This is a genomic window from Variovorax sp. AC103, assembly GCF_979254005.1.
In genome coordinates this window covers 1-23,575 of sequence record NZ_CEEDFC010000042.1, presented here as the reverse complement: position 1 = coordinate 23,575, position 23,575 = coordinate 1, and the positions used below count along the sequence as shown (strand labels likewise).

Below are 23,575 nucleotides of genomic sequence, written 5' to 3'. Positions count from 1 at the left end.
GCGAGCGCCACGCGCTGCGGCATTGGTTCACGAATGTGTCCGGCGATTGACCTTGCGGACTTGCTGATTAAGGGAAAACCCTTAAATTCGAACCATGCTCACCGCCAAGACCCTCCTCATAGCGTCTCTCGGCCTCGGCTCTTTCCTCAGGGCGCCGATGGTTGAGGCGCAACCACGCGCCGCCAGCGCGCCTCAACCCGTGATGGTGCCGATCCGCTCGATCGGCCCGCGCGAACGCGAGCGCATCGCGCGCCACCTGCTCGACCTGACCCCGCACGACCGCTACCTGCGCTTCGGCTATGCGGCGGCCGATGAACAGGTGCAGCGCTACGTCGACGGCCTCGACTTCGAGCGCGACGAGCTCTTCGGCATCTACAACCGTCGACTTGACCTCATTGCGATGGCGCACCTGGCCTTCGCGCCCGGCGACCAGCACAGCGACTGCGCCGAGTTCGGCGTGTCCGTCTCGGCGCACGCCCGCGGCCGGGGCTACGGTGCCCGCCTGTTCGAGCGCGCCGTGGTGGTGGCGCGCAACGAAGGCGTGGGCATGCTCTTCATTCATGCGCTGAGCGAAAACGCCGCCATGCTGAAAATCGCCCGCAACGCCGGCGCGACCGTGGTGCGCAGCGGCGCCGAGGCCGAAGCCCATCTGCAACTGCCCAGCGCCACCTTCGACAGCCGCATGAGCGAAATTGCCCTGGCGCACTACGCCGCGGTCGACTTCGCCCTCAAGAGCCGCGCCAAGCAGTTCTGGTCCTTCCTGGCAAGCCTGCAGGAAGTGCGCAGCGGCATGCGCGCCGCGCGCAGAAAATCGGGCTCCTGAGCCCGCGCAGGGGCGCCGAACGGCGTGTGACGCCCGTGCGATGGCGCCGGTCATGTGCAATCCGTTATCCTTGCCCCTCCTCAACTAAGCCCTCCCGCAGTGGCCGAACCTCACCCTGAACGCGCTCCCGTTGAACGGGAAGACAAACGCGGCTTTCTGCAGAAGCTCGCCGAATTCATCCACCCCGGACCAGACTCGCGCGACGAGCTGATCGAAACCCTGGCGGACGCCGAGGACAACGAGGTGATCGGCGCCGAGTCGCGCGTGATGCTCGAAGGCGTGCTGCGCATGGCCGACATGACCGCCGGCGACGTGATGGTCGCCGCGCCGCGCATGGACCTGGTGAACATCGACGCGCCCTACGACGCGTTGCTGCACCTCGTCATCGACACCGCGCACTCGCGCTTTCCGGTGTACGAGGGCGAAAAAGAAAACATCATCGGCATCCTGCTCGCCAAGGACCTGCTCAAGCTGCAGCGCGCGCCGGGCCTGAACATCCGCGCGCTGCTGCGCCCGGCCACCTTCGTGCCCGAAAGCAAGGGCCTGAACGACCTGCTGCGCGAGTTCCGCGGCAACCGCAACCACCTGGCCATCGTCATCGACGAGTTCGGCCGCGTGGCCGGGCTCATCACCATCGAGGACGTGCTCGAACAGATCGTCGGGGAGATCGAGGACGAGTTCGACATCGCCGAGGACGAGGGCGACATCTTCGGACTGGCCGACCACACCTACCGCGTCTCGGGCGACACGCCCATCGAGCGCGTGGCCGAGGCCTTCGGCATCACCTTCGACGAAGAACAGCTCAGCGAAGACTTCGACACCATCGGCGGCCTCATCGCGCACGAGATGGGCCACGTGCCCAAGCGCGGCGAGCACCACGCCATGGGCGGCTTCGACTTCGTGGTGCTGCACACCAAGGGCGGCGCCGTGCGCTGGTTCAAGGTGTCGCCGGCCCGCGGCGGCGACGCGGCCGACTGATGCCGCTGCCCGCAGCAGCGACGGCGCGCACGGCGCAAGGTGTGCCCGCCTCCCCCCAGGCCGCCTGGTTCCGCATCCTCGGTTTCGGGTTGGCCGGGCTGGCGCAGGCGCTCTCCATCGCATGGCCGGCCGACGGCCGGCCGCTCTGGTGGCTGCAGCTCCTGTCGCTGGGCGCGCTGGTGTGGCTGCTCGACGGCCTGCGCGCACAGGGCGCGGGCTGGCGCCGTGCCGGCCTGCACGGCTGGCTCTTCTCGACCACCTGGCTCACCGGCAGCTTCTGGTGGCTCTTCATTTCCCTGCACACCTACGGCGGCTTGCCGGCGCCCTTGGCCGTCATCGCCGTGGTGGCGCTGGCCGCGGCGCTCGGGCTCTACTACGCCGCGGCTGCCGCATGGTTCGTGGTGCGCGGCCCCAAGGGGCGGGTGACGGGGGCGCTCGTCTTCGCGGCGCTGTGGACACTGGCCGAGCTCGTGCGCGGCAGCTGGTTCACGGGTTTCCCGTGGGGCGCCGGCGGCTATGCGCATGTCGAGGGGCCGCTGGCTGCGCTGGCGCCGTGGGTGGGCGTGTATGGCATCGGCGCGGCGGCGGCGCTGGTCGCGGCCCTGGTCGCGCTGCATCGGCCCGTTCGCACCGCCGAGTTCGCGCAAGGTCTGGTGCTCATCGCGCTGGTGTTCGCCGTGCCGCACCTGGTGCCTTCGCTGCGCAGCGACGTGCAAGGCGACAAGGGCGCGACCGGCAAGCTCCAGGTCGCGCTGCTGCAGGGCAACATCCCGCAGGACGAAAAATTCGTTCCCGGTGGCGGCATCGAGACCGCGCTGCGCTGGTATGGCGAACAGCTGCGCGACGCCAAGGCCTCGCTCGTGGTGACGCCCGAGACCGCCTTGCCGCTGTTGCCGCAGCAGTTGCCGGCGGGTTACCTCGAAGCCATCCAGGCGCGCTACAGCCAGGGCACGCAGGCCGCCATCGTCGGCCTGCCGATGGGCGGACAAGGCACCTACAGCAACTCGGTGCTCGGCTTCCGGCCCGGCGCCGCGCAGGCCTACACGTACAGCAAGCACCACCTCGTGCCCTTCGGCGAATTCATTCCCACGGGCTTTCGCTGGTTCATCCAGATGATGAATATTCCGCTGGGCGACTTCGCGCGCGGCGGCCTCGCGCAGGCGCAGTTCCTGTGGCAGGGCCAGCGCATTGCGCCGAACATCTGCTACGAGGACTTGTTCGGCGACGAGATCGGCGCCAACTTCAAGGACCAGGCCACCGCCCCCACCATCCTGCTGAACGTGAGCAACATCGCGTGGTTCGGCGACTCGGTGGCGATCGACGAGCACCTGTCCATCTCGCGCATGCGCGCACTCGAATTCGCACGGCCCATGGTGCGTGCCACCAACACCGGCGCCACGGTCGTCATCGACGCCGAAGGCCGCGTGACGCACGCGCTGCCGCGCCTCACGCGCGGTGTGCTCGAGGCCAGCGTCGAAGGCCGGCGCGGGCTCACGCCGTATGCGCGCTGGGTGGCGCCCTTCGGCCTGTGGCCGCTGTGGATCCTCGCGATGGCCATCGTGGCCGCGGCCTTCGCGCTCGGCCGCCGCCGGCGCTGAGGCTCAGGCGGGCTGCGCGGCCTTCACCGGCCAGTCGCGCAGCTTGCCGGGGTTCAGCAAGCCCATCGGGTCGAAGCGCTTCTTCACTTCGATGACTTCCGGCGGCAGCGGCCCGCCGGCCTTGCCGTCTTCCACGATGTTCACGTGCGGGTTGTTGATGTGCACGTTGTGCGCGCGGTGGATGTCGATGATCTCGTTCAGCCGCTCCTCGGTGCTGAAGCGCACCAGCTGCAGGCCGCTGCAGGTCAGCAGGCCGCCCACGTTGCGCAGGAACTCGACGTGCATCATCACCTCGCCGCCCAGCAGCTTCTCCATCTCGATGATCTGCTCGACATGCTTGCCGGGAATGAAGCCGCTCTGCAGGTAGGTCAGCGTCGGGTCGATCTTCAGTGCGTGCAGCGTGGTGTGGTTCCAGGTGAACTCCATCAGCGTGCGGTTGCTCTTTTGCACTTCGGCGGCCGTCTTGCGGTAGCCCACCGTGCCGCCGTGCGCTTCCACCAGCAGCATCATGGCGGGCTCGTTCGACTCGGCCACCAGCGAGAGCACCGTGTGGCAGCCCTTGGGCAAATGCGCCGCCAGTTGCGCCAGGTGGTCGCCGACCGGCGCCGCAAAGAAGGTGACGCCGCGCTTCACGATGCCGGGCGCGTTCGCCAGCTTGTCCGCGAAGTTCAGCGCGTTCTCGAAGCTGTCGAAGGTCACCAGCGTCTCCAGCCACGGGTGCGCGGGTGCCAGTGCAATCTCCAGCTCCAGCACGAGGCCGTTGGTACCCCACAGGTGGTGCATGCGCATGGCGTCGGGGCCGCGCAGCTCGACCATCTGCGGCTCCGCCTCGATGGTCATCGCGCGAATGCCGATCACGTTGCCCGGCGCGCTCAGCGGCCCGTAGTTGATGGAGCCCACGCCGCCGAAGCCGCCGCCGAACAGGCCGCCCAGCGTGGCGCTTCGGTAGGTGGAGGGCACGCAGCGCATCTCCTGCCCGGTGGGCCGGGTCTGCTTCTCGAGCTCGCCCAGGCGGATGCCGGCCTGCGCGCGCGCCACGCCGGGCCGCACCCACAGGCAGGCGTTGTAGCCCGTCATGTCGAGCACCACGCCGCCCGCGAGCGGCGTGGTCTGGCCGTAGTTGCCGGTGCCGCTGCCGCGGATGGTGATCGGCACGCCGCGGCGTGCGCAGGCGCCGACCACCGAACGGATTTCTTCTTCAGTGCGCGGGCGCACGACCACGTCGGCGCGCTTGTCCTTCAGCTGACGCGTGAGCACCGGGCTGAACCACGAGAAGTCTTGCGACAGCCGCGTGACGCGGCCTTCGTCGGTGATCCAGTCGAGGTCGGGGAGTTCGAGCAGCAGTTGCTCGATGACGGATGCGGGAGCGTTCATGGTCTAGGTCAATCCTGGGAAAGTTCGCTCGCATGCCACGAGCCCAGCGCCACCTTGGTGAGCCAGGCCATCAGCACGAAGAGCGCGACACCGGTAAGGGAAATGAGCAGCAGGGCGGCGAACATGCGCGGAATGTTCAGCTGGAAGCCCGCCTGCAGGATCTGGTACGCCAGCCCTGCGCCCGAGCCGCCCGTGCCGGCCACGAACTCGGCCACCACCGCGCCGATGAGCGCCAGCCCGCTCGAGATGCGCAGCCCGCCGAAGAAGTAGGGCAGCGCGCTCGGAATGCGCAGGCGCACCAGCTGCTGCCAGCGCGTGGCGCGGTTCAGCTTGAAGTAGCTCTGCAGGTCGGGGTCGATGCTGCGCAGGCCCAGCGTCGTGTTGCTGATGATGGGAAAGAGCGCCACCAGCGCCGCGCACACCGTCATGGCCGCCACCGGGTTCTTCACCCAGATGATGATCAGCGGCGCCACTGCCACGATGGGCGTCACCTGCAGCAGCACGGCGTACGGAAAGAGCGCGGTCTCGATGCGCTTGCTCTGCACGAACAGGAACGAGATCAGCACGCCCGCCACCGTGGCCAGCAGGAACGACAGCACCGTGATCTTCAGCGTGACCAGCAGCGCGTTGCCCAGCGGCGCCCAGTCGGTCACCAGCGTCTGCATCATCAGGTAGGGCGAGGGCACCAGGTAGGGCGGCAGCTCCATCGCCACCACCATCCATTGCCACAGCGCCACCAGCACCACGCCGATGAGCACCGGGTACAGCACGCGCTGCACGCGCGGCTGGCTCAGCAGGGGGCGGCTCGGCTTCTTCGCGGGTTTCATGGCGCCGCCTCCTCTTCGGTGGTGCTGGCGCGCAGCAGGCTGTCCTGCAGCTTCTTGGCGTAGCGCGCGAACTCGGGCGTGACCATGAAGTCGGCGCTGCGCGGATAGGGCTCGTCGATCTGGAACTGCTCCACCACGCGGCCGGGCCGCGCGGCCATCATCACCACGCGGCTCGACAGGAACACCGCCTCGTGAATGGAGTGCGTCACGAAGATCACCGTGAGCTTCTTCTTGCGCCACAGGTCGAGCAGGTCGGCGTCGAGCTTGTGGCGCGTGATTTCGTCGAGCGCGCCGAAGGGCTCGTCCATCAGCAGCAGGTCGGGCTGCGTGACCAGGCCGCGCGCAATCGACACGCGCATCTGCATGCCACCCGAGAGCGCACGGGGAAGCGCATTCGCAAACTTCTCCAGCCCCACCAGCGCGAGCGATTCCGCGACGCGCGCATCGGCCTCCTTGCGCGGCACGCCGGCCAGGTCGAGCGGCAGGCGCACGTTGGTCTGCACGCTGGCCCAGGGCATCAGCGTGGCCGACTGGAACACGAACGACATCTTGCGTTGGCTGTCGTGCAGCTGGCTCACCGGCTTGCGCCACACCAGCAGGCGGCCGTCGCTGGGTTCGAGCATGCCCGCCACCATCTTCAGCAGCGTGCTCTTGCCGCAGCCCGAGGGCCCCAGCAAGGTGACGAACTCGCCCTCGGCGATCGACAGGTCCACCGGCAGCAGCGCCTGCGTGCCGTTGGGGTAGGTCTTCTCGGCCGAGAGAATTTCGACGGCGGGCACCGACGGCGCGAGTTCCGGCGGCGGTGCCAGCGTGTGGGGTTCGATGCGATTCATGCAAAGGGCCTTTCGAGAACGGCCGCAACGCGCGGCCGCCTGGTTTCAGGGCTGAACAAGGTCCAGGGTGTCAGGGCAGAACCTTGGCGTCCTTCACGAACTCGGTCGTGTAGGTCTTGGCCAGGTCCACCTTGGCGGGGTCGAGCAGCTTGGCCGTCACCAGGAAGTCGTAGCTCGCCTTGGTGCGCGCGTCGGTGATCACGCCGATGCCCAGCTTGGCTGCGTCGCCGCCGGTGATCATTCCCATCTCCTTGAGCTTGGCCACGCTGTAGGCCAGCTGGTCGTCGGTCATGTTGGGGTTGTCCTTCTTGATCAGCGCGTTGGCGGGCGCCGGGTCGGCCAGGTAGCTCTTCCAGCCTTCGGCCGAGGCCTTCACGAACGCGGCGACCTGCTTGTTGCGGTCCTTCAGCGTCTTCTCCATGCACGACACCGTGGTGGCGTACGCCGGGAAGCCGTGGTCGCTGAACATCAGCACCGTGCTCTTCACGCCGGCCTTTTGAATGGCGTAGGGCTCGGAGGTCAGGTAGCCCTGCTGCGCGGCGTTCTTGTCCGCCACGAAGGGCTGGATGTTGAAGGTGTAGGGGCGCGTCTGCTCGTCGGTGAAGCCGAACTTGGCCTTCAGCCAGGGCCAGTAGCCGCGCTGCGCCTGCGCGCCGATGAGCAGCGTCTTGCCCTTGAGGTCCTCGAACTTCTTCACGTCGTCGTGCGCGATCAGCACCTGCGGGTCCTTCTGGAAGAAGGCCGCCACGTTCACCACCGGCACGCCGCCTTCGCGCACCTGCATCATCTGGATGTCGCTCGAACCCATGATGCAGTCGGCCTGGCCGGCGGCCATCATCTGCGTGATGTTGACCTGCGGGCCGCCCATCTTGATGGTCACGTCCAGGCCGTACTTCTTGTAGATGCCCTGCGCCACCGCCTGGTAGAAGCCGCCGTGCTCGGCCTGCGCGTACCAGTTGGTCATGTAGGTGAACTTGTCTTCGGCCTGCGCGGGCGCCGCGGCAAGGAAGGCGATGGCGGCGGCGCCGGCCAGGGACAGTGCGAAGGAGCGCATGAAGTAGACCTCTCGAAGGCTGGGAAAGTTGAAAAAGGGAAAACGGTGAAGGGGGCGATGCAAAAACCGGGCTCAGGCGGGCTCGAAGCGTTGCTGGATGAAACCCTGCTGGTGGCCGCGCTCCCAGGTCGCCTCTTCGCGCACCACCCAGCGCAGCGCGTACAGCTCGGTCAGCGCCTGGGCCCAGCTGTCGGAAAGCGTGTCCAGGATTTCCTCGCCCTGCTCGCGCGTGGCCGTGGTCGGGTCGCCGATCACACCGCTCGGGCCGAAGTCGCGCGCGGTCCACGCGCAGGCCGGGCGGCCGTCGGCCGACAGCAGCTTGATGGGAAAGGGCGGCGGAAAATTGGCCACCGCGCGCTCCATGTGCACCGTGTCGGGCGCCAGGGCCAGCATCAGCGCGGTCTCGGAGTGGCCCGCATGCATCGCGAGCTTCTTCTCCTGCTCGCTCACCTGCTTGCTCGCCGCGCTGGGCAGGCGTGACACGCCGTGCGGCACGATCACGAAGTCGCCGTGGCGCAGCCGCAGTTCGCGCGCCGCCATCTCCAGCACCTGCGGCTGGCCGCCGTGGCCGTTGGCGAACAGCAGCTTGCGAAAGCCCGAGCGGTAGACCGACTCGCCGATCTCGATCACCGTCGACAGCAGCGTGGTGCCGGTCAGCGTCATGGTGCCGGGAAAGTGCAGGTGCTCTTCCGACTTGCCGTAGGTGATGGTCGGCAGCGCGAAGGCGCGCACGTCGGCCGGCAGCTTTTCCAGCGCCTTGCCCATCACGCCCGAGCTGATCACGCTGTCGACCGAGCACGGCAGGTGCGGGCCGTGCTGCTCGATGGCGCCGCAGGGCAGCACGATGACGGTGTTCTCGCGGTCGGGCAGCGCGGCGATCTCGGTCCAGCTCAGGTAGGGCAGGAAGCGGTGGGGCGGAATGTAGCCGTGGAGCATGGGGGTCCTTGTCGGTGGTTCGTGTGTGGGGTCACTGAACGCAAAGTGCGTCGCCGGTGCGCTGCAGCCACGCCGCGGGCACGGCGCCGCGCGCCACGCGGCCGTCGCGCAGCACCACGCGGCTCGCGGTGCGCGAGGGCCAGCCGTGGCGGTCGGCGTCGGTGAAGAGCACCAGGTCGGCCGCCTGGCCGACCAGCGTGGGATGGGCCGGCGCCGGCGAGCGCCGCAGCCAGTCGCCGCGGCACAGCGCCTGCGACCATGTGTCGAAGGGCTCGTCGAGCTGCGCCACCAGCGCGGCCGTGCCCAGCGCCTCCACCGGGTCGAAGCTGCCGAGCCGGCAGAAGGGGTCCTGCACGTTGTCGCTCGCGAACAGCAGCGGAATGCCGCGCTCGCGCGCTTCCTTCACCAGCGTGATGCCGCGCAGCCGCGGCGTGCGCCCGGTGACGGCGTCCTGCAGCAGCAGGTTGGTGGCGGGCAGGGAGACCACCGTGATCGGCGCGCGCGCCACCGCGTCCAGCGTGGCGAAGGCCTGCGCCTCGGGCTGGGCCGCCAGCGCGCAGATGTGGCCGCAGACCACGCGGCCTTCGTAGCCGATCTCGCGCAGGATGCGTGCCGTGGTCTGCAGACCGACGGCCGCGGCGTTGAGCTCCTCGTCCACGTGCAGGTCGATGTCCAGCTCGCAGGCCTGTGCCGACACCAGCAGGTTGCGCAGCGCGTTCTCGCTCCAGTTGGTGGAGTGCACGAAGCCGCCCAGCAGCGCATGCGGCCCGGTGGCCTTGACCTGCCTTGCCAGGCGCAGGGCCTGCGCCGCGTCTTCGAACAGCGGCAGCTTGATGAGGCTCACCTGCTCCAGGCGCACCCTGCCGGCCCACTCCTGCGCCAGCTCGGCCATCACGGGCCAGGCCATGGGCAGCGTGTCGGGCTCCCACCAGTCGACGTGCGTGCGCACGTGCGTGGTGCCGCATTCCCAGGCCCACTGCAGGCCGCGTGCGGCGCGCTCGCGCACGTCGGCGGGCGTCCAGTGCACGCGGTCGGCCAGCATCGCGTCGATGGCGCCCAGCAGGCCGGGCTGCACCTGCTTCATGCGCGGCAGGGTGAAGGCCTTGTCCAGGTGCGTGTGGGCGTCGACGAAGCCGGGCAGGGCCAGCGTGCCGGCCACGTCCCAGCCCGAGGGGGTGTGGGTGTCTTCGTCGGCCACCGGGCGCACCGACTGAAAGCGGCCGGCTTCGATGGCCACGCGCGCCAGCACCGGCACGCCGTCGCGCTGGGGCCAGTCGGTCGGCAGCAGCCAGCGCGGCAGCCGCACGTTGTCGAGGCGCGTGGGCGCGGGGCCTTGCGCGCTCATGCGAAGCGCGCCATGGCCTGGCCCACGCGCGCCATGAAGCGCTTGAGCTGGGGCTCGGTCGCCACGTTCATGTGGTAGTGGGCGTGGTAGTCCACCTTGGCGCCCCAGCCGGTGAGCCGTTTCATGTACCGCGTCACGATCTTGCGCGGCGGGTCGCCCATGTACATGGCCACCCAGCGCGGCCGGCCGTAGGTGACCACGGCGCTGATGCGCTTGATGTGCGTGAGCATCGGCTTCACGTTGGCCGGGTCGCTGATGTCGAAGGCCACGCCCGGCATGAAGAGCCGGTCGAAGTAGCCCTTGAGCATGGCCGGCAGGCCGAAGCACCAGGTCGGAAAGCAGAACACGATGCCCTCGGCCCACTGCAGCCGCTCCACGTAGGACTTCAGCGGCAGCTGGTTGGCCGGCACGTCGTGGTAGCCCAGGCGCTCCTCGCGCGACAGTACCGGGTTGAAGCCCTCGGCATAGAGGTCGCAGTCGTCCACCTCGTGCCCGGCGGCGCGCAGGTTCTTCAGCACCTCCTGGTGCAGGGCGGCATGGAAGCTGGTTTCGACCGGGTGGCAGTAGACGACGAGCACGCGCATGGTGTGTTTGACCGCTTAATCAGAGCAAGTGGTCAGGTTATGCAAGCGACGTGCCAATCCGGGTGCACCGGCTTGGGGCGCGCGACGGGCCGGGGGCCCTGCGCGAAAAAAGCACCATCCGGCGGGGCTGCTGCGCCCCGCCGGGCGTTCAGAGGATCAGGAGGTCACGGGCGAGGCCGCGACGAGGTGCTCCGTCAGGAACCACACCTGCAGCTCGTTGGTGCGCAGCACATTGCTCACGAACACATCGTTGCTGCCCGGGTCGCCCGCCTCGTCGACCTCGTCGGCCGCCTTGCGCGCCTCGATGATGATGTGCTCGTGCGCTTCGGCCAGGCGGCGCAGCTGCACCGCGGCCGGTTCGCGTCCGCGCGGGGGGCGCGCGATCTTCGTGGTCTCGGCGATGTCGCCCGCCATGGCCAGCGCGATGCCGCCCAGCAGCTGGATGCGTTCGGCCAGGATGTCGACCAGCAGCACCTGCGCTTCGAAGTGCTGGTCGTACATCAGGTGCAGCTGGTTGAAGGTCGGGCCCACCACCTGCCAGTGGTGCTTCTTGTACATGTCGCGCAGGGTGATGGTGTCGGCCAGGCACTGGTTCAGCAACGCCACGCTCTGCTTGCAGACCTTTTCGGACAGGCCGTTGGGCAGCTTCACGATTTCGCCGTAGCGCTGGGTCTCGTGGCTGGGTTGCTTCAGGTCCGGCTGGACCTCGGCGCGCGCGGGTGTGGTTTTCGGTTGGCTGGCCATGGGGGTGCTCCTGGAGGGGACGTTGGAAACCTTCGGTTCTAGCCCCCGTATCGCGCGCCGTACGTAGGCCGCAGGGCCGGTTGCGATGACGCCGAACGCCTGCAGTGCGCGTCGGCAGCCTTCAACTTTCCCCCGCGCTGCCGATATGCGAGAGCAGGGTGCCGTGGTGGCGCCCTTCACCTCTCAATTGACGGATCGGGCTTGCATGACGGGAAGTCGGCTTCCAACCGGGCGCCGCTTTCATGTCGCGGCAGCCGCGCTGCTCGTTGCGGCGCTGGTGCTTGTGCCGCTGCCGTGCCCGGCGGAGTCCGGCAGCGGCGGTGAAAGCGCGAGCGCCCGGTTGCGCATCACCGTGGTCGTGCCGCCCGTGTTCCGGGTGCTGCAGGTCACGCCGACGGCCGAGGGCTACGACTACCGGGTGTGGACCAACATGAAGTCGATCGTCATCGGTGGGCGCGCCTACCGGTTCGAGCGCATCGGCGAGACCACGCTCAAGCTGCCCGCGTCGCCGGACGGCGCGTGGATCGTCTACGGGCTGTAGGCGGTGCAGCCTCTGCTCAGGGCTTGATGCCGCAGCCGCCCAGCACGAACGCCACGAGTTCGCGCGCGATCGGTTCGCGTTCGATGGGCGCGTCGGGCGGCAGGCCGAGCATCACGCGCGCCTGAATGGCGTAGTCGGCATAGCTCTGGGTCATGGCCCAGATGTGCATCAGCAGGATGCGCGCGTCCAGCGGCCGCATCTGCCCGCGCGCGATCCAGCCGTTGATGATGTCCACCTTCTTCTGCGTCCAGGCCCGCGCGTTGGGCCAGTAGCGGTCGAGGTTGCGCCCGCCGTCGAGAATCTCGCGCGTGAAGATGCGCGACATCTCGGGGCTGTCGATGGCGTGGTCGAGCTTCTTGCGGATGTAGTCGCCCAGCACAGTTGCCGGGTCGCTGGCGTCCTCGAACGAGAACACCACCTTCCACGCGTGCAGCACCTGCATCAGCAGCTCTTCGTAGAGCTCTTCCTTGCCGACGATGTAGTAGTGCAGCTGGGGCTTGGTCAGGCCCGCGCGCGCCGCGATGGCCTGGGTGGAGGTGCCCTTCAGCCCGTGCAGGCTGAACTCGGCGACCGCCGCGGTGCGGATCGCCGCCATGATGCGTTCGCGCCCGGGACGCGCACGCGAGAGCGGGCCGTCGGGGGCGGGCATTTCCTGGGCTGTGGAGGCGGGAAGGGCGGCGGAATCGGCGTTCATGACGGGCAAAGGCGGCTGGGTGCGCGGCGCGTGGAGTGGTCGCGCGCGGTCGATGGTAACCCTGGCGCATGGCCGCATGCCATGGCGGCATGAGTGCGCGGAGCGCGCGGGCATGGTTCATGTATCTTCCTCGCCGCCTCGAAAGAATCCACTTCAACACAGGAGCTCTCCATGTACCTTTCTCCCCGTTTCAGGGCCTTCGCGGCCGGCACCGCACTGCTGGCGGCCAGCGCGCTCGCGCAGGCCCAGCAGGCTCTACCCAACGTGGTGATCCTGGCCACCGGCGGCACCATCGCCGGCGCCGGCGCCTCGGCTGTCAACAGCGCCACCTACGCGGCGGCCAAGGTCGGTGTGGAAAAGCTCATCGCCGGCTTGCCGGAACTGGCCAAGGTCGCCAACGTGCGCGGCGAGCAGGTGTTCCAGGTGGCGTCCGAAAGCCTCACCAACGACAACCTGCTGACGCTGGCCAAGCGCGTCTCGGCACTGTCGAAGCAGCCCGACGTGGACGGCATCGTCATCACGCACGGCACCGACACGCTCGAGGAAACCGCCTACTTCCTGACGCTCACGGTGCACACCGCCAAGCCGATCGTGGTGGTCGGCTCGATGCGCCCGGGCACGGCGCTGTCGGCCGACGGCGCGCTCAACCTGTACGACGCGGTGAACGTGGCGGGCAGCAAGGACGCCATGGGCAAGGGCGTGCTGGTGACGATGAACGACAACATCGACAGCGGCCGCGACGTGAGCAAGAACGTCAACATCAAGACCAGCGCCTTCTCCAGCCAATGGGGCCCGCTGGGCATGATCGTCGAGGGCAAGAACTACTGGTTCCGCGCGCCGGTCAAGCGCCACACCATGAACTCGGAGTTCGACATCGACAGCATCAGCGCGCTGGCGCCGGTGGAAATTGCCATGGGTTATGAAGGCGTGTCTTCCGTCGCCATCGACGCCATTGCCAGGAGCGGCGTCAAGGCGCTGATCCACGGCGGCACGGGCAACGGCTCGGTGGCCGACCGCATCGTGCCGAACCTGCAGAAGGCACGCGCCGACGGCGTGATCGTCATTCGCAGCTCGCGCGTGCCCGACGGCTTCGTGATCCGCAACGCCGAGCAGCCCGACGACAAGTACGACTGGGTGGTGGCCCACGACCTGCGTCCGCAGAAGGCGCGCATCCTGGCGATGGTCGCGTTGACCAAGACCAGCGACACCAAGGAACTGCAGCGCATCTTCTGGGAATACTGATCTCCCCCAGGCTTGCTCGCTTCGCGTAGCCTCCTTCCCCCTTCCGGGGGCAACACCTGCGGCCCGGCGAAGCCGGTTCCGCGGTGTTTCTGGTGAAACCCGGAGCGCCGAGCTCAGGCCAGCGCGCGCCGCAGCTCCCGGTGCCGCGCGTATTCCAGGCTGCTCACGCACACGAGCAGCCAGGCCAGGCCGGTCAGCAGGCCGGCCGCCACGTCGCTTGCAAAGTGCACCTGCAAGAAGATGCGGCTGCAGGCGATGGTGACGATGGCCCCCGCGGCGGCCATCGCGCCGGGCACGTGCCAGCGCGGCGGCAGCGTGCGCAGCAGCAGGTACAGCAGCATCCCGTAGCTCACGATCGCGCCCGCGCTGTGGCCGCTGGGAAAGCTGTAGCTCGTCTCCAGCGCCAGGCCGTGGTCGTGCAGCGGCCTCGCCCGCGCAAAGATGTGCTTGAGGGCGGGGTTCAGCACCACGATGCCGCCCAGGGCCAGCACCCAGCCCAGTGCCAGGGCGCGGTGCCGGTGCCACCACAGCGTGGCCGCCACCAGGACGCACACCGGTGCGAGGAAGGCCGCGTCACCGAGGTGCGTGACCCAGCTGAACACCACCAGCGCGGTCCACGGCAACTGCGCGGCGATGGTGTCGGTCAGCGCATGGTCGGCCTGGCCCAGCACGCGGCCGTCGGAAATGTTCGAGGCGATCCAGGCGAACAGGCTGGAGGCCAGAAGAATCAGCACGAAGCCCGACGCGAGCCCGAGCGCGATGCGCGGTTCGCTGGGCTCTTCGGTGTCCTGCGCCTTGAAGTGGCGCTTCTGCAGCACATGACAGACCGCGCCGGCACCGAGTACCGCAACCGCGAGGAGTGAGAGGAACCAGGGCAGCGCATGGGCGCCGAGCTGCTGGGCAGCGATGACAAGGGGGGGAGAAAGGGGGGGAGAAAGGGAGGCTTCGGTCGACATGCGGCGCACCCTAAGGCCGCGTCGCTTCGCTGGCAAGGGAAAGCCCGAATACTTCGGCGCAGCCGAAGGCCTTGTCGCTCGCCACGTAGTCCCAGCGCTCCACCCGGCATGCGCGCTTGCCGCCGGCCATGTCCGCGCGCACCACGTTCACCGAATTGGGATGGCCCGCCCGCACGCGCGACGAGATGGCCGTGCCGGCCTGCACCGCCCATGCCGTGCGCGCGCAGCCCGAGAACGCGTCGTGCAGCGGCCGCACGAAGGGCAGGTGGATGTGCCCGCCCATGATCAGGTCGGCGCCGGCCGCGCTCCAGCGCGCCACGGCCCGTTCGCGCCCGTGCAGGCGGTTGCCCAGGTCCTGCGTGCGCGTGACCATCACCGGCTGGTGCGTCACCACCACCCGCACCTGCGAAGGCGCGGCCGCTTCCAGCCGCTGCGCCACCCGCTCCACCTGCGCCGCGGAGACCGCCCCGTCTTCGTGCCGGTACCAGCGCGTGGTGTTCACCGCGACCACCAGCCATTCGGGCGATTCGAACACCGGCTCCAGCGTGTCGCCGAAGGCCTTGCGGTAGCGGGCGTAGGGCGCGAAGACGCGCGCCGCCAGTTGGTACAGCGGAATGTCGTGGTTGCCGGGAATCGCCAGCACCGGCGCGCCCAGCCGGTCGGCGAAGGCCCGCGCCGCCGCGAACTGCGCCGCGGTGGCGCGCTGGGTGATGTCGCCCGACAGCACGACCAGGCCGGGCGCCAACGCGAGCGACAGCCGTTCGAGCGCCTGCAGCACCTCGGGCCGCTCGGTGCCGAAATGGGGGTCGGAAATCTGCAGCAGGCAGCTCATTCGCGGGCCGCTTCGAGCTCGGGCGCCGTTTCCTGCGGCCTGACCAGCCACAGCGGCTCGGGCGACACGCGAAACAGCAGGGGCATGTCGACCCAGCCGATCTCGCCGTCGGTCGCCACCTTGACGCGGCGCGGTCCGAGCCCTCGGCCTGTCTTCACGGTGAGCGACTCGAACGGAAAGCTCAGCACCTGGTCGGCATCGCCGAGCCGGCCCAGCGCCCCGCGCACCAGCAGCCCGGGCATCGACAGCGGCCCCACCGGCTTGAGCGCGATGGCGGCCAGCTGGCCCTGCTCTGGCACGTCGGCCTCGGGAATGCCCACCTGGTGAAGTTGCAACGGGTTGTTGCCGACGAACAGCGTGGGCGTGCGGATGTCGCGCTCCTTGCCGCGCCAGGCCATGCGCAGGTTCCAGTGCCGGTGGCGGCCGCGCAGCACCGTCAGCAGCCCGGCGCCGAAGGCGATCCAGCGGCTGCGGCCATAGCGCGCCTTGTAGGTCTCGCGCTCTTCCAGCAATTCGGCGTACAGGCCCATGCTGGCGTTGACCAGGAACACGCGGTCGTTCACCAGCCCCACCTGCACCGGGCGGGGCTGCTCGGTCAGCAAGATGTGCAGCGCCTGCGCCGTGTCGCGCGGAATGCCGTGCGTGCGGCTGAAGTAGTTGAAGGTGCCCTGCGGCAGCACGCCGAAGGCGCAGCCGCTGCCCAGCGTGGCCTGCGCCACCGCGTTGATGGTGCCGTCGCCGCCCGCGGCCACCACCACGCCGCCGGCCGCGCGCGCCCGCTCGACCGCCTCGCGCGCCAGCGCCTGCACGCGGTCGGGGCCGTCGATCACGAAGATGCGGTGCCGGCGGCCGGCCGCGGCGCAGCCCTCCTCGATGACCCGGCGGGCCTCGGCCGCGTCCTCGCTGCCGGAGCCGGCGTTGAGCACGATGAACAGGGGGGCGTCGGGTGCGGTCTCGGGCACAGGCATGGCAGGGAAGGCGGGAGGTGGAACAGGGCGAAAAAGGCAGGGAAGCGCTTGCGGCGGGCCCGTCGCACGCGACGGGTTGGGTGTTGTCGCACCGGCCGGCCGGCCCGGCCAGCAGGCGACTTCCCGAGCCGCTGTGGGAGAGTTGCCCTCCGACCGTAAAATCGCCCGCTTTCGCGGTGCTTCGCCGCGCTACCGTCCAATGTCCGGCCCACGCCGGCCAGCTTCATGTTGACCTTCCAGCAAATCATTCTCAAACTGCAGTCGTACTGGGCCGACAAGGGCTGCGCGCTGCTGCAACCGTACGACATGGAAGTGGGCGCGGGCACCTCGCACACCGCCACCTTCCTTCGCGCCCTCGGCCCCGAGCCCTGGAAAGCCGCCTACGTGCAGCCCAGCCGCCGCCCCAAGGACGGCCGCTACGGCGAGAACCCCAACCGCCTGCAGCATTACTACCAGTACCAGGTCGTGCTCAAGCCCGCGCCCAGCAACATCCTGGAGCTCTACCTCGGCAGCCTCGAGGCCCTGGGCTTCGACCTGAAGAAGAACGACATCCGCTTCGTCGAAGACGACTGGGAGAACCCCACGCTCGGCGCCTGGGGCCTGGGCTGGGAGGTCTGGCTCAACGGCATGGAAGTGACGCAGTTCACCTACTTCCAGCAGGTCGGCGGCATCGACTGCAAGCCGATCACCGGCGAGATCACCTACGGCCTGGAGCGCCTGGCCATGTACCTGCAGGGGGTGGACAACGTCTACAACCTGACCTGGACCGACGGGCTGAGCTACGGCGACGTCTACAAGCAGAACGAGGTCGAGCAGTCGACCTACAACTTCGAGCACAGCGACGCCGAGTTCCTCTTCACCGCCTTCAACGCGCACGAAAAGCAGGCCAAGCACCTCATGACCGAGCAGCTGGCGCTGCCGGCCTACGAGCAGGTGCTCAAGGCCGCGCACAGCTTCAACCTGCTGGACGCGCGCGGCGCCATCAGCGTGACGGAGCGCGCCGCCTACATCGGGCGCATCCGCAACTTGGCGCGCAGCGTGGCGCAGAGCTACTACGAGAGCCGCGAGCGCCTGGGCTTCCCGATGGCGCCGCGCGAATGGGTCGCGCAGATGCCGCCGAAGAAGGCCGCCTGACCGTCTGCACGCACAGCCGCCATGCCAACCGTCTTTACCCACGTCGCCGTTCCCGTCTGCGCAGCCCTTGCGCTGGGCACGCGGCGCGTGCCGGTGTCGGCGCTGCTCGCGGGCATGCTCGCGTCCATCGCGCCCGATTTCGACGGCCTGGCCTTCAAGCTCGGCATCGCCTATGGCGGCATGACGGGGCATCGCGGCTTCACGCACACGCTGGCGTTCGCGCTGCTGCTGGGCCTTGCCGGATGGTGGCTCGCGCCGCGCTGGGGCATGCGCCGGGCGGTCGGCTGGGCATGGATCGCGCTGTGCACCCTGTCGCATGCGCTGCTGGACATGCTCACCAACGGCGGCATCGGCATTGCCATCTTCTGGCCGTTCAGCGACGTGCGCCACTTCAGCCCGTGGCGCCCCATCGAGGTGTCGCCGATCGCGCTGAAGCGCTTCTTCTCGCCGCGCGGCGCTGCGGTGCTGCTCAACGAGATGGTCGTCGTGTGGGCACCTTTGCTGGTGGCCTCGGTGTCCGTGCTGGTTGCGCGCCACACGGTGGAGCGGCGCCGCGGCGCCGTGGCCGCATGAATTCGCTTCTTTCTTCTTTCCCCTCCACGGCGCCGCTTTCCTGCGCGGCCGTGACCGGTGCCGCTTGCGGCCCCTCTCCAACAACGCTCTGAGCCATGTCGTCTGCCAGCCTTCTTGTCGAACTGTTTGTCGAGGAATTGCCACCCAAGGCGCTGAAGAAGCTCGGTGACGCCTTTGCCGGCGTCCTGCGCGACCAGCTGGTGGCGCAGGGCCTGGCCGAAGCCGGTGCCGTGCTCACCGCCTACGCCTCGCCGCGCCGCCTGGCCGCGCACCTCAGCCACGTGGCCGAGCGCGCCGCCGACAAGGCCGTGTCGCAAAAGCTCATGCCCGTGGCCGTGGGGCTCGACGCCGCCGGCCAGCCCACGCCCGCGCTGCTCAAGCGCCTGGGTGCGCTGGGCGCCGACGCCTCGGCCGTGCCCGGCCTGAAGCGCGCGATGGACGGCAAGGCCGAAGCCCTGTTCTACGAAAGCACCGCCAAGGGCGCCACGCTGGCCGAAGGCCTGCAGAAGGCGCTGGCCGAAGCCATCGCCAAGCTGCCGATTCCGAAGGTCATGAGCTACCAGCTCGAAAGCGGCTGCGAGCTGCCGGGGTGGAGCAGCGTGAGCTTCGTGCGCCCCGCGCACGGCCTGGTGGCGCTGCACGGCGGCACCGTGGTGCCCATCGAGGCGCTGGGCCTGAAGGCCGGTCGCGACACACACGGCCACCGCTTCGAGGCCGCGGTCGATCCGGTCGTGCTGCGCGACGCCGACAGCTATGCGCTGCAGCTGCAGGAAGAAGGCGCGGTCATCGCGAGCTTCGAGGCCCGCCGTGCCGAAATCGCACGCCAGCTCGCGGCGGCGGCCGTCAAGGTCGGCGGCGGCTCCGTGCCTATCCACGACGACGCGCTGCTCGACGAAGTGACCGCGCTGGTCGAACGCCCCAACGTGCTGGTCTGCAGCTTCGAGCGCGAGTTTCTCGAGGTGCCGCAGGAATGCCTGATCCTCACGATGAAGGCCAACCAGAAGTACTTTCCGCTGCTCGACGCGTCGGACAAGCTGACCAACAAGTTTCTTGTCGTCAGCAACATCACGCCCGACGACGCGAGCGCGGTCGTGCAAGGCAACGAGCGCGTGGTGCGCCCGCGCCTGGCCGACGCCAAGTTCTTCTTCGACCAGGACCGCAAGAAGTCGCTGGCTTCGCGCGTCGAGTCGCTGGGCAAGGTGGTCTATCACAACAAGCTGGGCACGCAGGGCGAACGCGTCGAGCGCGTGATGCGCATCGCGCGCGGCATCGCGGAGAAGCTCGGCGACAGCACCGTCGCCGCGCAGGCCACGCAAGCCGCCCAGCTGGCCAAGGCCGACCTCGTGACCGACATGGTCGGCGAATTCCCAGAGCTGCAGGGCACCATGGGCCGCTACTACGCGCTGCACGACGGGCTCGATGCCGCGGTGGCCGACGCCATCGAAGACCACTACAAGCCGCGCTTTGCCGGCGACGAGCTGCCGCGCAACACCGTGGGCCTGGTGGTGGCGCTGGCCGACAAGCTGGAGACGCTGGTCGGCATGTTCGGCATCGGCAACCTGCCCACCGGCGACCGCGACCCGTTCGCGCTGCGCCGCCATGCGCTGGGCGTGATCCGGATGCTGATCGAGAAAGACCTCGCGCTGTGGCTCGACGCGCTGCTGCAGGACGCTGCCGCGCAGTTCAAGGACATTGCGGGTTTCGACAGCGGCAAGGCCACGGTCGAGCTGCAGGACTTCATTCTCGACCGCCTTGCCGGCAGCCTGCGCGAGCAGGGCGCGAGCGCGCAGGAAGTCGACGCCGTGCTGGCCCCGCGCCCGCAGCGCCTGGGCGAAGTGCCCAAGCTGCTGGCCGCGGTGCGTGCCTTTGCCGCACTGCCCGCCGCCGCGGCGCTGGCGGCTGCCAACAAGCGCATCGGCAACATCCTGAAGAAGGCCCCTGAGGCCGACGCGCATGTCAGCGAGCTGCTGCTGCAGGAGCCCGCCGAGCGCGCACTGCACGCGGCCATGGCGCAGGTCGTGCCCGCCGCCAACGCCCAGTTCGACGCCGGCGACTACACCGCCTCGCTGCAGACGCTGGCCGCGCTGCGCGAGCCGGTCGACGCCTTCTTCGACGGCGTGATGGTCAACGCCGAGCAGGCCGACCTGCGGCTGAACCGCCTGGGCCTGCTGATGTCGCTGCACGCCGCGATGAACCGCGTGGCGCAGCTCGAGCGGCTGGCTGTCTGAAGCCCATCGCTCGATAATTGCGCATGAACCGGCAACAGCAACTGGATGCGTTCTCTCTCGCCCTTCACCGGCGAGCGCTGGATGCCTTGCGGCATCAGCCGGGGCTGCGCGAGCATGCGCGCCAAACGCTGGCGCGTTGGCGCCTTCAGTCGGGTGAATCGCGCTCCGATGTCCTGTGGGACGAGTGGGAGCAACTTCTCTGCGGCGACGTTGGCATTCTTGAAAGCGCCGCCCTTGTCGAGTCCGACCATGGACAGCTCATGCGCAGCGTGTCGCCGCTGGGCGGCCTCGTCTCGCAGGCCGAAAGAATGGCATTGCTCAGGCGCGCGCGCGAGCAAGCTGCACCGCAATGAAGCTTGACGAACTGCAGCACGTGCTGCGAGCCTGCGCTGCGATTTCAAAGGAAACTTCCTTTGTCGTCGTCGGCAGCCAAGCCATCCTGCTTTTGCTCGATCGGCCGCCTGAAGCAGTGCTTGTGTCACGCGAGATCGATCTCTACCCCGCATTGCATCCGGAACGCGCGGACCTGATCGACGGCGCGATCGGCATGCATTCGAGCTTCCACGAAACCTTCGGCTATTTCGCCGATGGCGTCGGACCGGAGACCGCCGTCATGCCGAGCGACTGGATGAGTCGCGCCAGCCTGCACTACGTGGGCGAGATCACCGCCATCTGCCCAGACCTTCATGACCTGGTCGTTTCCAAGTGTGTGGCCGGTCGTGAAAAGGATGCTGACTTTGTCCGCGAGCTGTTGAAGCACGGGCTGGTTTCGGCAGCCACGCTGGCTGAGCGCATCGGCATGCTCGACGCGGCGAAGTATCCGTTGTCGCATCTGATCGCCTGGGTGGAGCGACGCAAGCTGGAGTCTGAAAGGACCACCCCATGAAACTCGTCATCCTCGACCGCAACGGCACCATCAACGTGCACCGCGAAGACTTCGTCAAGAGCGACATCGAGTGGACCCCGCTGCCCGGCGCGCTCGAGGCCGTGGCGCGGCTGAACCATGCGGGCTGGCACGTGGTGATCGCGTCCAACCAGTCGGGCCTGGGCCGCGGCCTGTTCGACATGGCCTCGCTCAATGCCATGCACGCCAAGATGCACAAGATGCTCGCGGCCGTGGGCGGCAAGGTGGACGCGGTGTTCTATTGCCCGCACAGCCCCGACGAGGACTGCGAATGCCGCAAGCCGAAGCCGGGCCTGTTCCTGCAGATCGGCGACCGCTACGGCATCGATCTGAAGGGCGTCCCGACCTGCGGCGACAGCCTGCGCGACCTGCAGGCCGGCGCGGCCGCCGGCTGCGAGCCGCACCTGCTGCTCACGGGCATGGGCGCGGCCTGCCGCGGCGTCGATCCGCTGCCTTCCGAATACCCGGCGAACACGGTGGTCCACAACGACCTCCCCGCCTTTGTCGATTTCTTGCTTGCGCGCGAAGCGCGGGCTGCACTGCAGGTGGCTGTCTGATGGCGTTTCTTCGTTCCGTTCTCCATGCACTCTGGATGCTCGTCACCGTGGTGCCCTGGGGCATCATCATGTGCGTCAGCTCGATCTGGAAGCGCGGCATTCCGCTGTACTGGATGGCCGAGCGCTGGCTCGGCTGGGCCATCGGCGGCGCGCGCGTGCTGCTGGGCATCAAGACCCGCGTGAGCGGCATGGAAAACCTGCCCACCGACGCGCTCGCCGGCGCGGTGCTGCTGGTGAAGCACCAGTCCACGCTCGAGACCTTCCTGATGCCCACGCTGATGCCGCATCCGCTGGCCTACGTGTTCAAGAAGGAGCTGATCTACGTGCCCTTCTTCGGCTGGGCGATGGCGCGGCTGGACATGATCCACATCGACCGCAGCCAGCGCGCGCAGGCTTTCAACAAGGTGGTCAACCAGGGCCGCAAGCTGCTCGCGCAGGGCATCTGGATCATCATGTTCCCCGAGGGAACGCGCATTCCGCGCGGGCAGAAGGGCACGTACAAGAGCGGCGGCACGCGGCTCGCGTGCGAGACCGGCGTGCCGGTGATTCCCATTGCCGTCACCTCGGCCAGGGTGTGGCCGCGCAAGGCCTTCATCAAGCGCCCGGGCGTGGTGGACGTGTCGATCGGGCCCGCCATTTCCAGCGTGGGGCGCAAGCCCGACGAGCTGATGCGCGAGGTCGAGGCCTGGATCGAGGCCGAGATGCGCCGCCTCGACCCCGAGGCCTACGTCGACAGCCCGAAGTCCGTGCAGGAAGCGGTGCGCTGAGGGCCACCGGAGAACGCGACATGGCGGGACTGCTTCAGTTCACGTTGGATCTGTTCGAGGGGCTGGGGAGCGAGCTTGCGCCGCCGGCGCCCGCACCGGCGCGGCCGCCGCGCGTGAAGAAGCCCAGGCGGGTGGCGCCCCCCGCCATGCCTTTCGTTGCGCCCGCGCCGCCCGAACCCCCGGACCCGCACGCACCGCCCGCGGTGCCGCTGGCCGACACCCTGACGCTTGCGCGCTTCGCGCATCCGCAGGCCTCGCGCGAGGTGGTGATCGGCGCCGCGCGCGTGGCCTACGAATTCAAGCGCGGCAAGCGCAAGACCATCGGTTTCCTCGTCGGCGCCGAGGGGCTGTCGGTGCGCGCGCCGCGCTGGGTCACGCTGCGCGATGTCGATGCGGCCATTCATGAGAAGGCCGACTGGATCCTGCGCAAGCTGACCGAAACGCAGCAGCGGCATGCGCGCGTCGAGGCCACGCGCATCGACTGGCGCGACGGCGCGCAGTTTCCGTTCATGGGCGAGCCGGTGGTGATCCGGCTCGACCCGAAGCACGGGTTCGCGAGCGTCGGCGGCACGCTCGATGCGGCCGAAGCCGACGGTCCGCGCGTGCTGCGGCTCGCCGTTGCCCAGAACGCGGAGCCTTCGCAGATTCGCGATGCGGCGCAGGCCTGGCTCATGCGGCAGGCGCGCAAGCTGTTCATCGAGCGGCTGGACCATTTCGCGCCCTTGCTGGGGGTGCGGTGGGCGAAGCTGTCGTTGTCGAATGCGGCCACGCGGTGGGGGAGTGCCAGTGCGGATGGGTCGATCCGGCTGAACTGGCGGCTGATTCATTTCGGGCCGCGGGTGATCGACTACGTGGTCGCGCATGAGCTGGCGCATCTGCGGGTGATGGACCACTCGCACCGGTTCTGGGAGACGGTCGAGAGCGTCATGCCTGATTACGACCTGCTGCGGCGGCGGCTGAAGGATGAGGCTGTTCCTCGGTGGTGAAGGGTTTTTTTGTTTCCTGAGGCCGGGACTCGCCCCGGCGGGCGACTTACTTTCTTTTGCTTCGCCAAAAGAAAGTAAGCAAAGAAAAGGCGACCCC

General features: G+C 68.7%; 25 protein-coding genes. 13 read left to right on the top strand and 12 right to left on the bottom strand.

The window, feature by feature from the left end; all coding sequences use genetic code 11:
- Positions 1-94: 94 nt before the first annotated feature.
- The 3 genes from AC0IYU_RS34080 to lnt all read left to right on the top strand — a co-directional run bounded on the left by AC0IYU_RS34080 (position 95) and on the right by lnt (position 3,399).
- Entirely contained in the window at positions 95-823 is a 729-nt protein-coding gene (locus AC0IYU_RS34080; protein ID WP_472126615.1) for a GNAT family N-acetyltransferase, read from the top strand.
- A gap of 99 nt (positions 824-922) precedes the next feature.
- Positions 923-1,801 carry an HlyC/CorC family transporter gene (locus AC0IYU_RS34075; RefSeq protein ID WP_435436714.1) on the top strand — a complete coding sequence of 293 codons (879 nt, stop codon included), beginning with the start codon at positions 923-925 and terminating at the stop codon, positions 1,799-1,801.
- The gene (lnt, locus tag AC0IYU_RS34070) at positions 1,801-3,399 is read left to right on the top strand and encodes an apolipoprotein N-acyltransferase (RefSeq protein WP_472126613.1); all 1,599 of its coding nucleotides are present in this window, start codon (positions 1,801-1,803) and stop codon (positions 3,397-3,399) included. Before AC0IYU_RS34075 ends, lnt begins: the two co-directional genes overlap by 1 nt.
- 3 nt (positions 3,400-3,402) lie before the next feature.
- Here lnt and AC0IYU_RS34065 read toward each other — a convergent pair whose 3' ends face one another.
- The 8 genes from AC0IYU_RS34065 to AC0IYU_RS34030 form a co-directional block, all read right to left on the bottom strand.
- On the bottom strand, positions 3,403-4,773 hold the full coding sequence (locus tag AC0IYU_RS34065) for an FAD-binding oxidoreductase (protein ID WP_472126610.1): 1,371 nt from the start codon (positions 4,771-4,773) through the stop codon (positions 3,403-3,405).
- Between the two features lie 8 nt (positions 4,774-4,781).
- The gene (locus AC0IYU_RS34060) at positions 4,782-5,600 is read right to left on the bottom strand and encodes an ABC transporter permease (RefSeq protein WP_435436717.1); all 819 of its coding nucleotides are present in this window, start codon (positions 5,598-5,600) and stop codon (positions 4,782-4,784) included.
- On the bottom strand, positions 5,597-6,433 hold the full coding sequence (locus AC0IYU_RS34055) for an ABC transporter ATP-binding protein (RefSeq protein ID WP_435484812.1): 837 nt from the start codon (positions 6,431-6,433) through the stop codon (positions 5,597-5,599). The genes AC0IYU_RS34060 and AC0IYU_RS34055 overlap by 4 nt, the downstream gene beginning before the upstream one ends.
- Positions 6,434-6,503: 70 nt before the next feature.
- Positions 6,504-7,487 (bottom strand): ABC transporter substrate-binding protein, encoded by a 984-nt coding sequence (locus AC0IYU_RS34050; RefSeq protein WP_472126607.1) that lies wholly within the window; start codon positions 7,485-7,487, stop codon positions 6,504-6,506.
- A gap of 72 nt (positions 7,488-7,559) precedes the next feature.
- Positions 7,560-8,423 carry a creatininase family protein gene (locus AC0IYU_RS34045; protein WP_472126604.1) on the bottom strand — a complete coding sequence of 288 codons (864 nt, stop codon included), beginning with the start codon at positions 8,421-8,423 and terminating at the stop codon, positions 7,560-7,562.
- A gap of 31 nt (positions 8,424-8,454) precedes the next feature.
- A complete protein-coding gene (locus AC0IYU_RS34040) occupies positions 8,455-9,768 on the bottom strand; it encodes an amidohydrolase family protein (protein WP_472126601.1) in 1,314 nt (437 codons plus the stop codon).
- On the bottom strand, positions 9,765-10,352 hold the full coding sequence (locus tag AC0IYU_RS34035) for an NAD(P)H-dependent oxidoreductase (protein ID WP_472126599.1): 588 nt from the start codon (positions 10,350-10,352) through the stop codon (positions 9,765-9,767). The genes AC0IYU_RS34040 and AC0IYU_RS34035 overlap by 4 nt, the downstream gene beginning before the upstream one ends.
- A 156-nt stretch (positions 10,353-10,508) precedes the next feature.
- Entirely contained in the window at positions 10,509-11,096 is a 588-nt protein-coding gene (locus tag AC0IYU_RS34030; RefSeq protein ID WP_472126596.1) for a Dps family protein, read from the bottom strand.
- 205 nt (positions 11,097-11,301) lie between these two features.
- Here AC0IYU_RS34030 and AC0IYU_RS34025 point away from each other — a divergent pair, with 205 nt between their 5' ends.
- Positions 11,302-11,637: a hypothetical protein gene (locus AC0IYU_RS34025; protein ID WP_472126593.1), complete on the top strand. Its 336-nt coding sequence runs from the start codon at positions 11,302-11,304 to the stop codon at positions 11,635-11,637.
- A gap of 16 nt (positions 11,638-11,653) precedes the next feature.
- Here the strand turns inward: AC0IYU_RS34025 and AC0IYU_RS34020 are convergent, their stop codons facing one another.
- Complete coding sequence (locus AC0IYU_RS34020) at positions 11,654-12,331, bottom strand: TetR family transcriptional regulator C-terminal domain-containing protein (protein ID WP_472126590.1); 678 nt, start codon at positions 12,329-12,331, stop codon at positions 11,654-11,656.
- 171 nt (positions 12,332-12,502) lie between these two features.
- On the opposite strand from AC0IYU_RS34020, the gene AC0IYU_RS34015 reads away from it, so the two are divergent.
- A complete protein-coding gene (locus tag AC0IYU_RS34015) occupies positions 12,503-13,573 on the top strand; it encodes an asparaginase (RefSeq protein ID WP_472126587.1) in 1,071 nt (356 codons plus the stop codon).
- A gap of 113 nt (positions 13,574-13,686) precedes the next feature.
- Here the strand turns inward: AC0IYU_RS34015 and AC0IYU_RS34010 are convergent, their stop codons facing one another.
- From AC0IYU_RS34010 to AC0IYU_RS34000, 3 genes are read right to left on the bottom strand one after another with little or no spacing between them, the layout of a single operon-like run.
- Positions 13,687-14,529, bottom strand: a complete 843-nt coding sequence (locus AC0IYU_RS34010) for a phosphatase PAP2 family protein (RefSeq protein WP_472126585.1) — start codon at positions 14,527-14,529, stop codon at positions 13,687-13,689.
- Positions 14,530-14,539: 10 nt separating this feature from the next.
- The gene (locus AC0IYU_RS34005; RefSeq protein ID WP_472126582.1) at positions 14,540-15,361 is read right to left on the bottom strand and encodes a metallophosphoesterase family protein; all 822 of its coding nucleotides are present in this window, start codon (positions 15,359-15,361) and stop codon (positions 14,540-14,542) included.
- Positions 15,358-16,329, bottom strand: a complete 972-nt coding sequence (locus AC0IYU_RS34000) for a diacylglycerol/lipid kinase family protein (protein WP_435484821.1) — start codon at positions 16,327-16,329, stop codon at positions 15,358-15,360. The genes AC0IYU_RS34005 and AC0IYU_RS34000 overlap by 4 nt, the downstream gene beginning before the upstream one ends.
- A 225-nt stretch (positions 16,330-16,554) precedes the next feature.
- On the opposite strand from AC0IYU_RS34000, the gene glyQ reads away from it, so the two are divergent.
- The 8 genes from glyQ (at position 16,555) to AC0IYU_RS33960 (ending at position 23,478) form a co-directional block, all read left to right on the top strand.
- Positions 16,555-17,463, top strand: a complete 909-nt coding sequence (gene glyQ / locus AC0IYU_RS33995; RefSeq protein ID WP_093130572.1) for a glycine--tRNA ligase subunit alpha — start codon at positions 16,555-16,557, stop codon at positions 17,461-17,463.
- 21 nt (positions 17,464-17,484) lie between these two features.
- Positions 17,485-18,036 carry a metal-dependent hydrolase gene (locus AC0IYU_RS33990; protein WP_472126579.1) on the top strand — a complete coding sequence of 184 codons (552 nt, stop codon included), beginning with the start codon at positions 17,485-17,487 and terminating at the stop codon, positions 18,034-18,036.
- Positions 18,037-18,131: 95 nt separating this feature from the next.
- Positions 18,132-20,264: a glycine--tRNA ligase subunit beta gene (gene glyS / locus AC0IYU_RS33985; RefSeq protein ID WP_472126576.1), complete on the top strand. Its 2,133-nt coding sequence runs from the start codon at positions 18,132-18,134 to the stop codon at positions 20,262-20,264.
- Between the two features lie 23 nt (positions 20,265-20,287).
- Positions 20,288-20,617, top strand: coding sequence for a hypothetical protein (locus AC0IYU_RS33980; protein ID WP_472126572.1), 330 nt, complete (start codon positions 20,288-20,290; stop codon positions 20,615-20,617).
- A complete protein-coding gene (locus tag AC0IYU_RS33975) occupies positions 20,614-21,150 on the top strand; it encodes a DUF6036 family nucleotidyltransferase (protein WP_472126569.1) in 537 nt (178 codons plus the stop codon). Before AC0IYU_RS33980 ends, AC0IYU_RS33975 begins: the two co-directional genes overlap by 4 nt.
- Positions 21,147-21,725 (top strand): D-glycero-beta-D-manno-heptose 1,7-bisphosphate 7-phosphatase, encoded by a 579-nt coding sequence (gmhB, locus tag AC0IYU_RS33970; RefSeq protein WP_435484824.1) that lies wholly within the window; start codon positions 21,147-21,149, stop codon positions 21,723-21,725. Before AC0IYU_RS33975 ends, gmhB begins: the two co-directional genes overlap by 4 nt.
- Positions 21,725-22,492 (top strand): lysophospholipid acyltransferase family protein, encoded by a 768-nt coding sequence (locus AC0IYU_RS33965; RefSeq protein WP_472126567.1) that lies wholly within the window; start codon positions 21,725-21,727, stop codon positions 22,490-22,492. The genes gmhB and AC0IYU_RS33965 overlap by 1 nt, the downstream gene beginning before the upstream one ends.
- A 20-nt stretch (positions 22,493-22,512) precedes the next feature.
- On the top strand, positions 22,513-23,478 hold the full coding sequence (locus AC0IYU_RS33960) for a M48 family metallopeptidase (protein WP_472126564.1): 966 nt from the start codon (positions 22,513-22,515) through the stop codon (positions 23,476-23,478).
- The last annotated feature ends 97 nt before the right edge of the window (positions 23,479-23,575 follow it).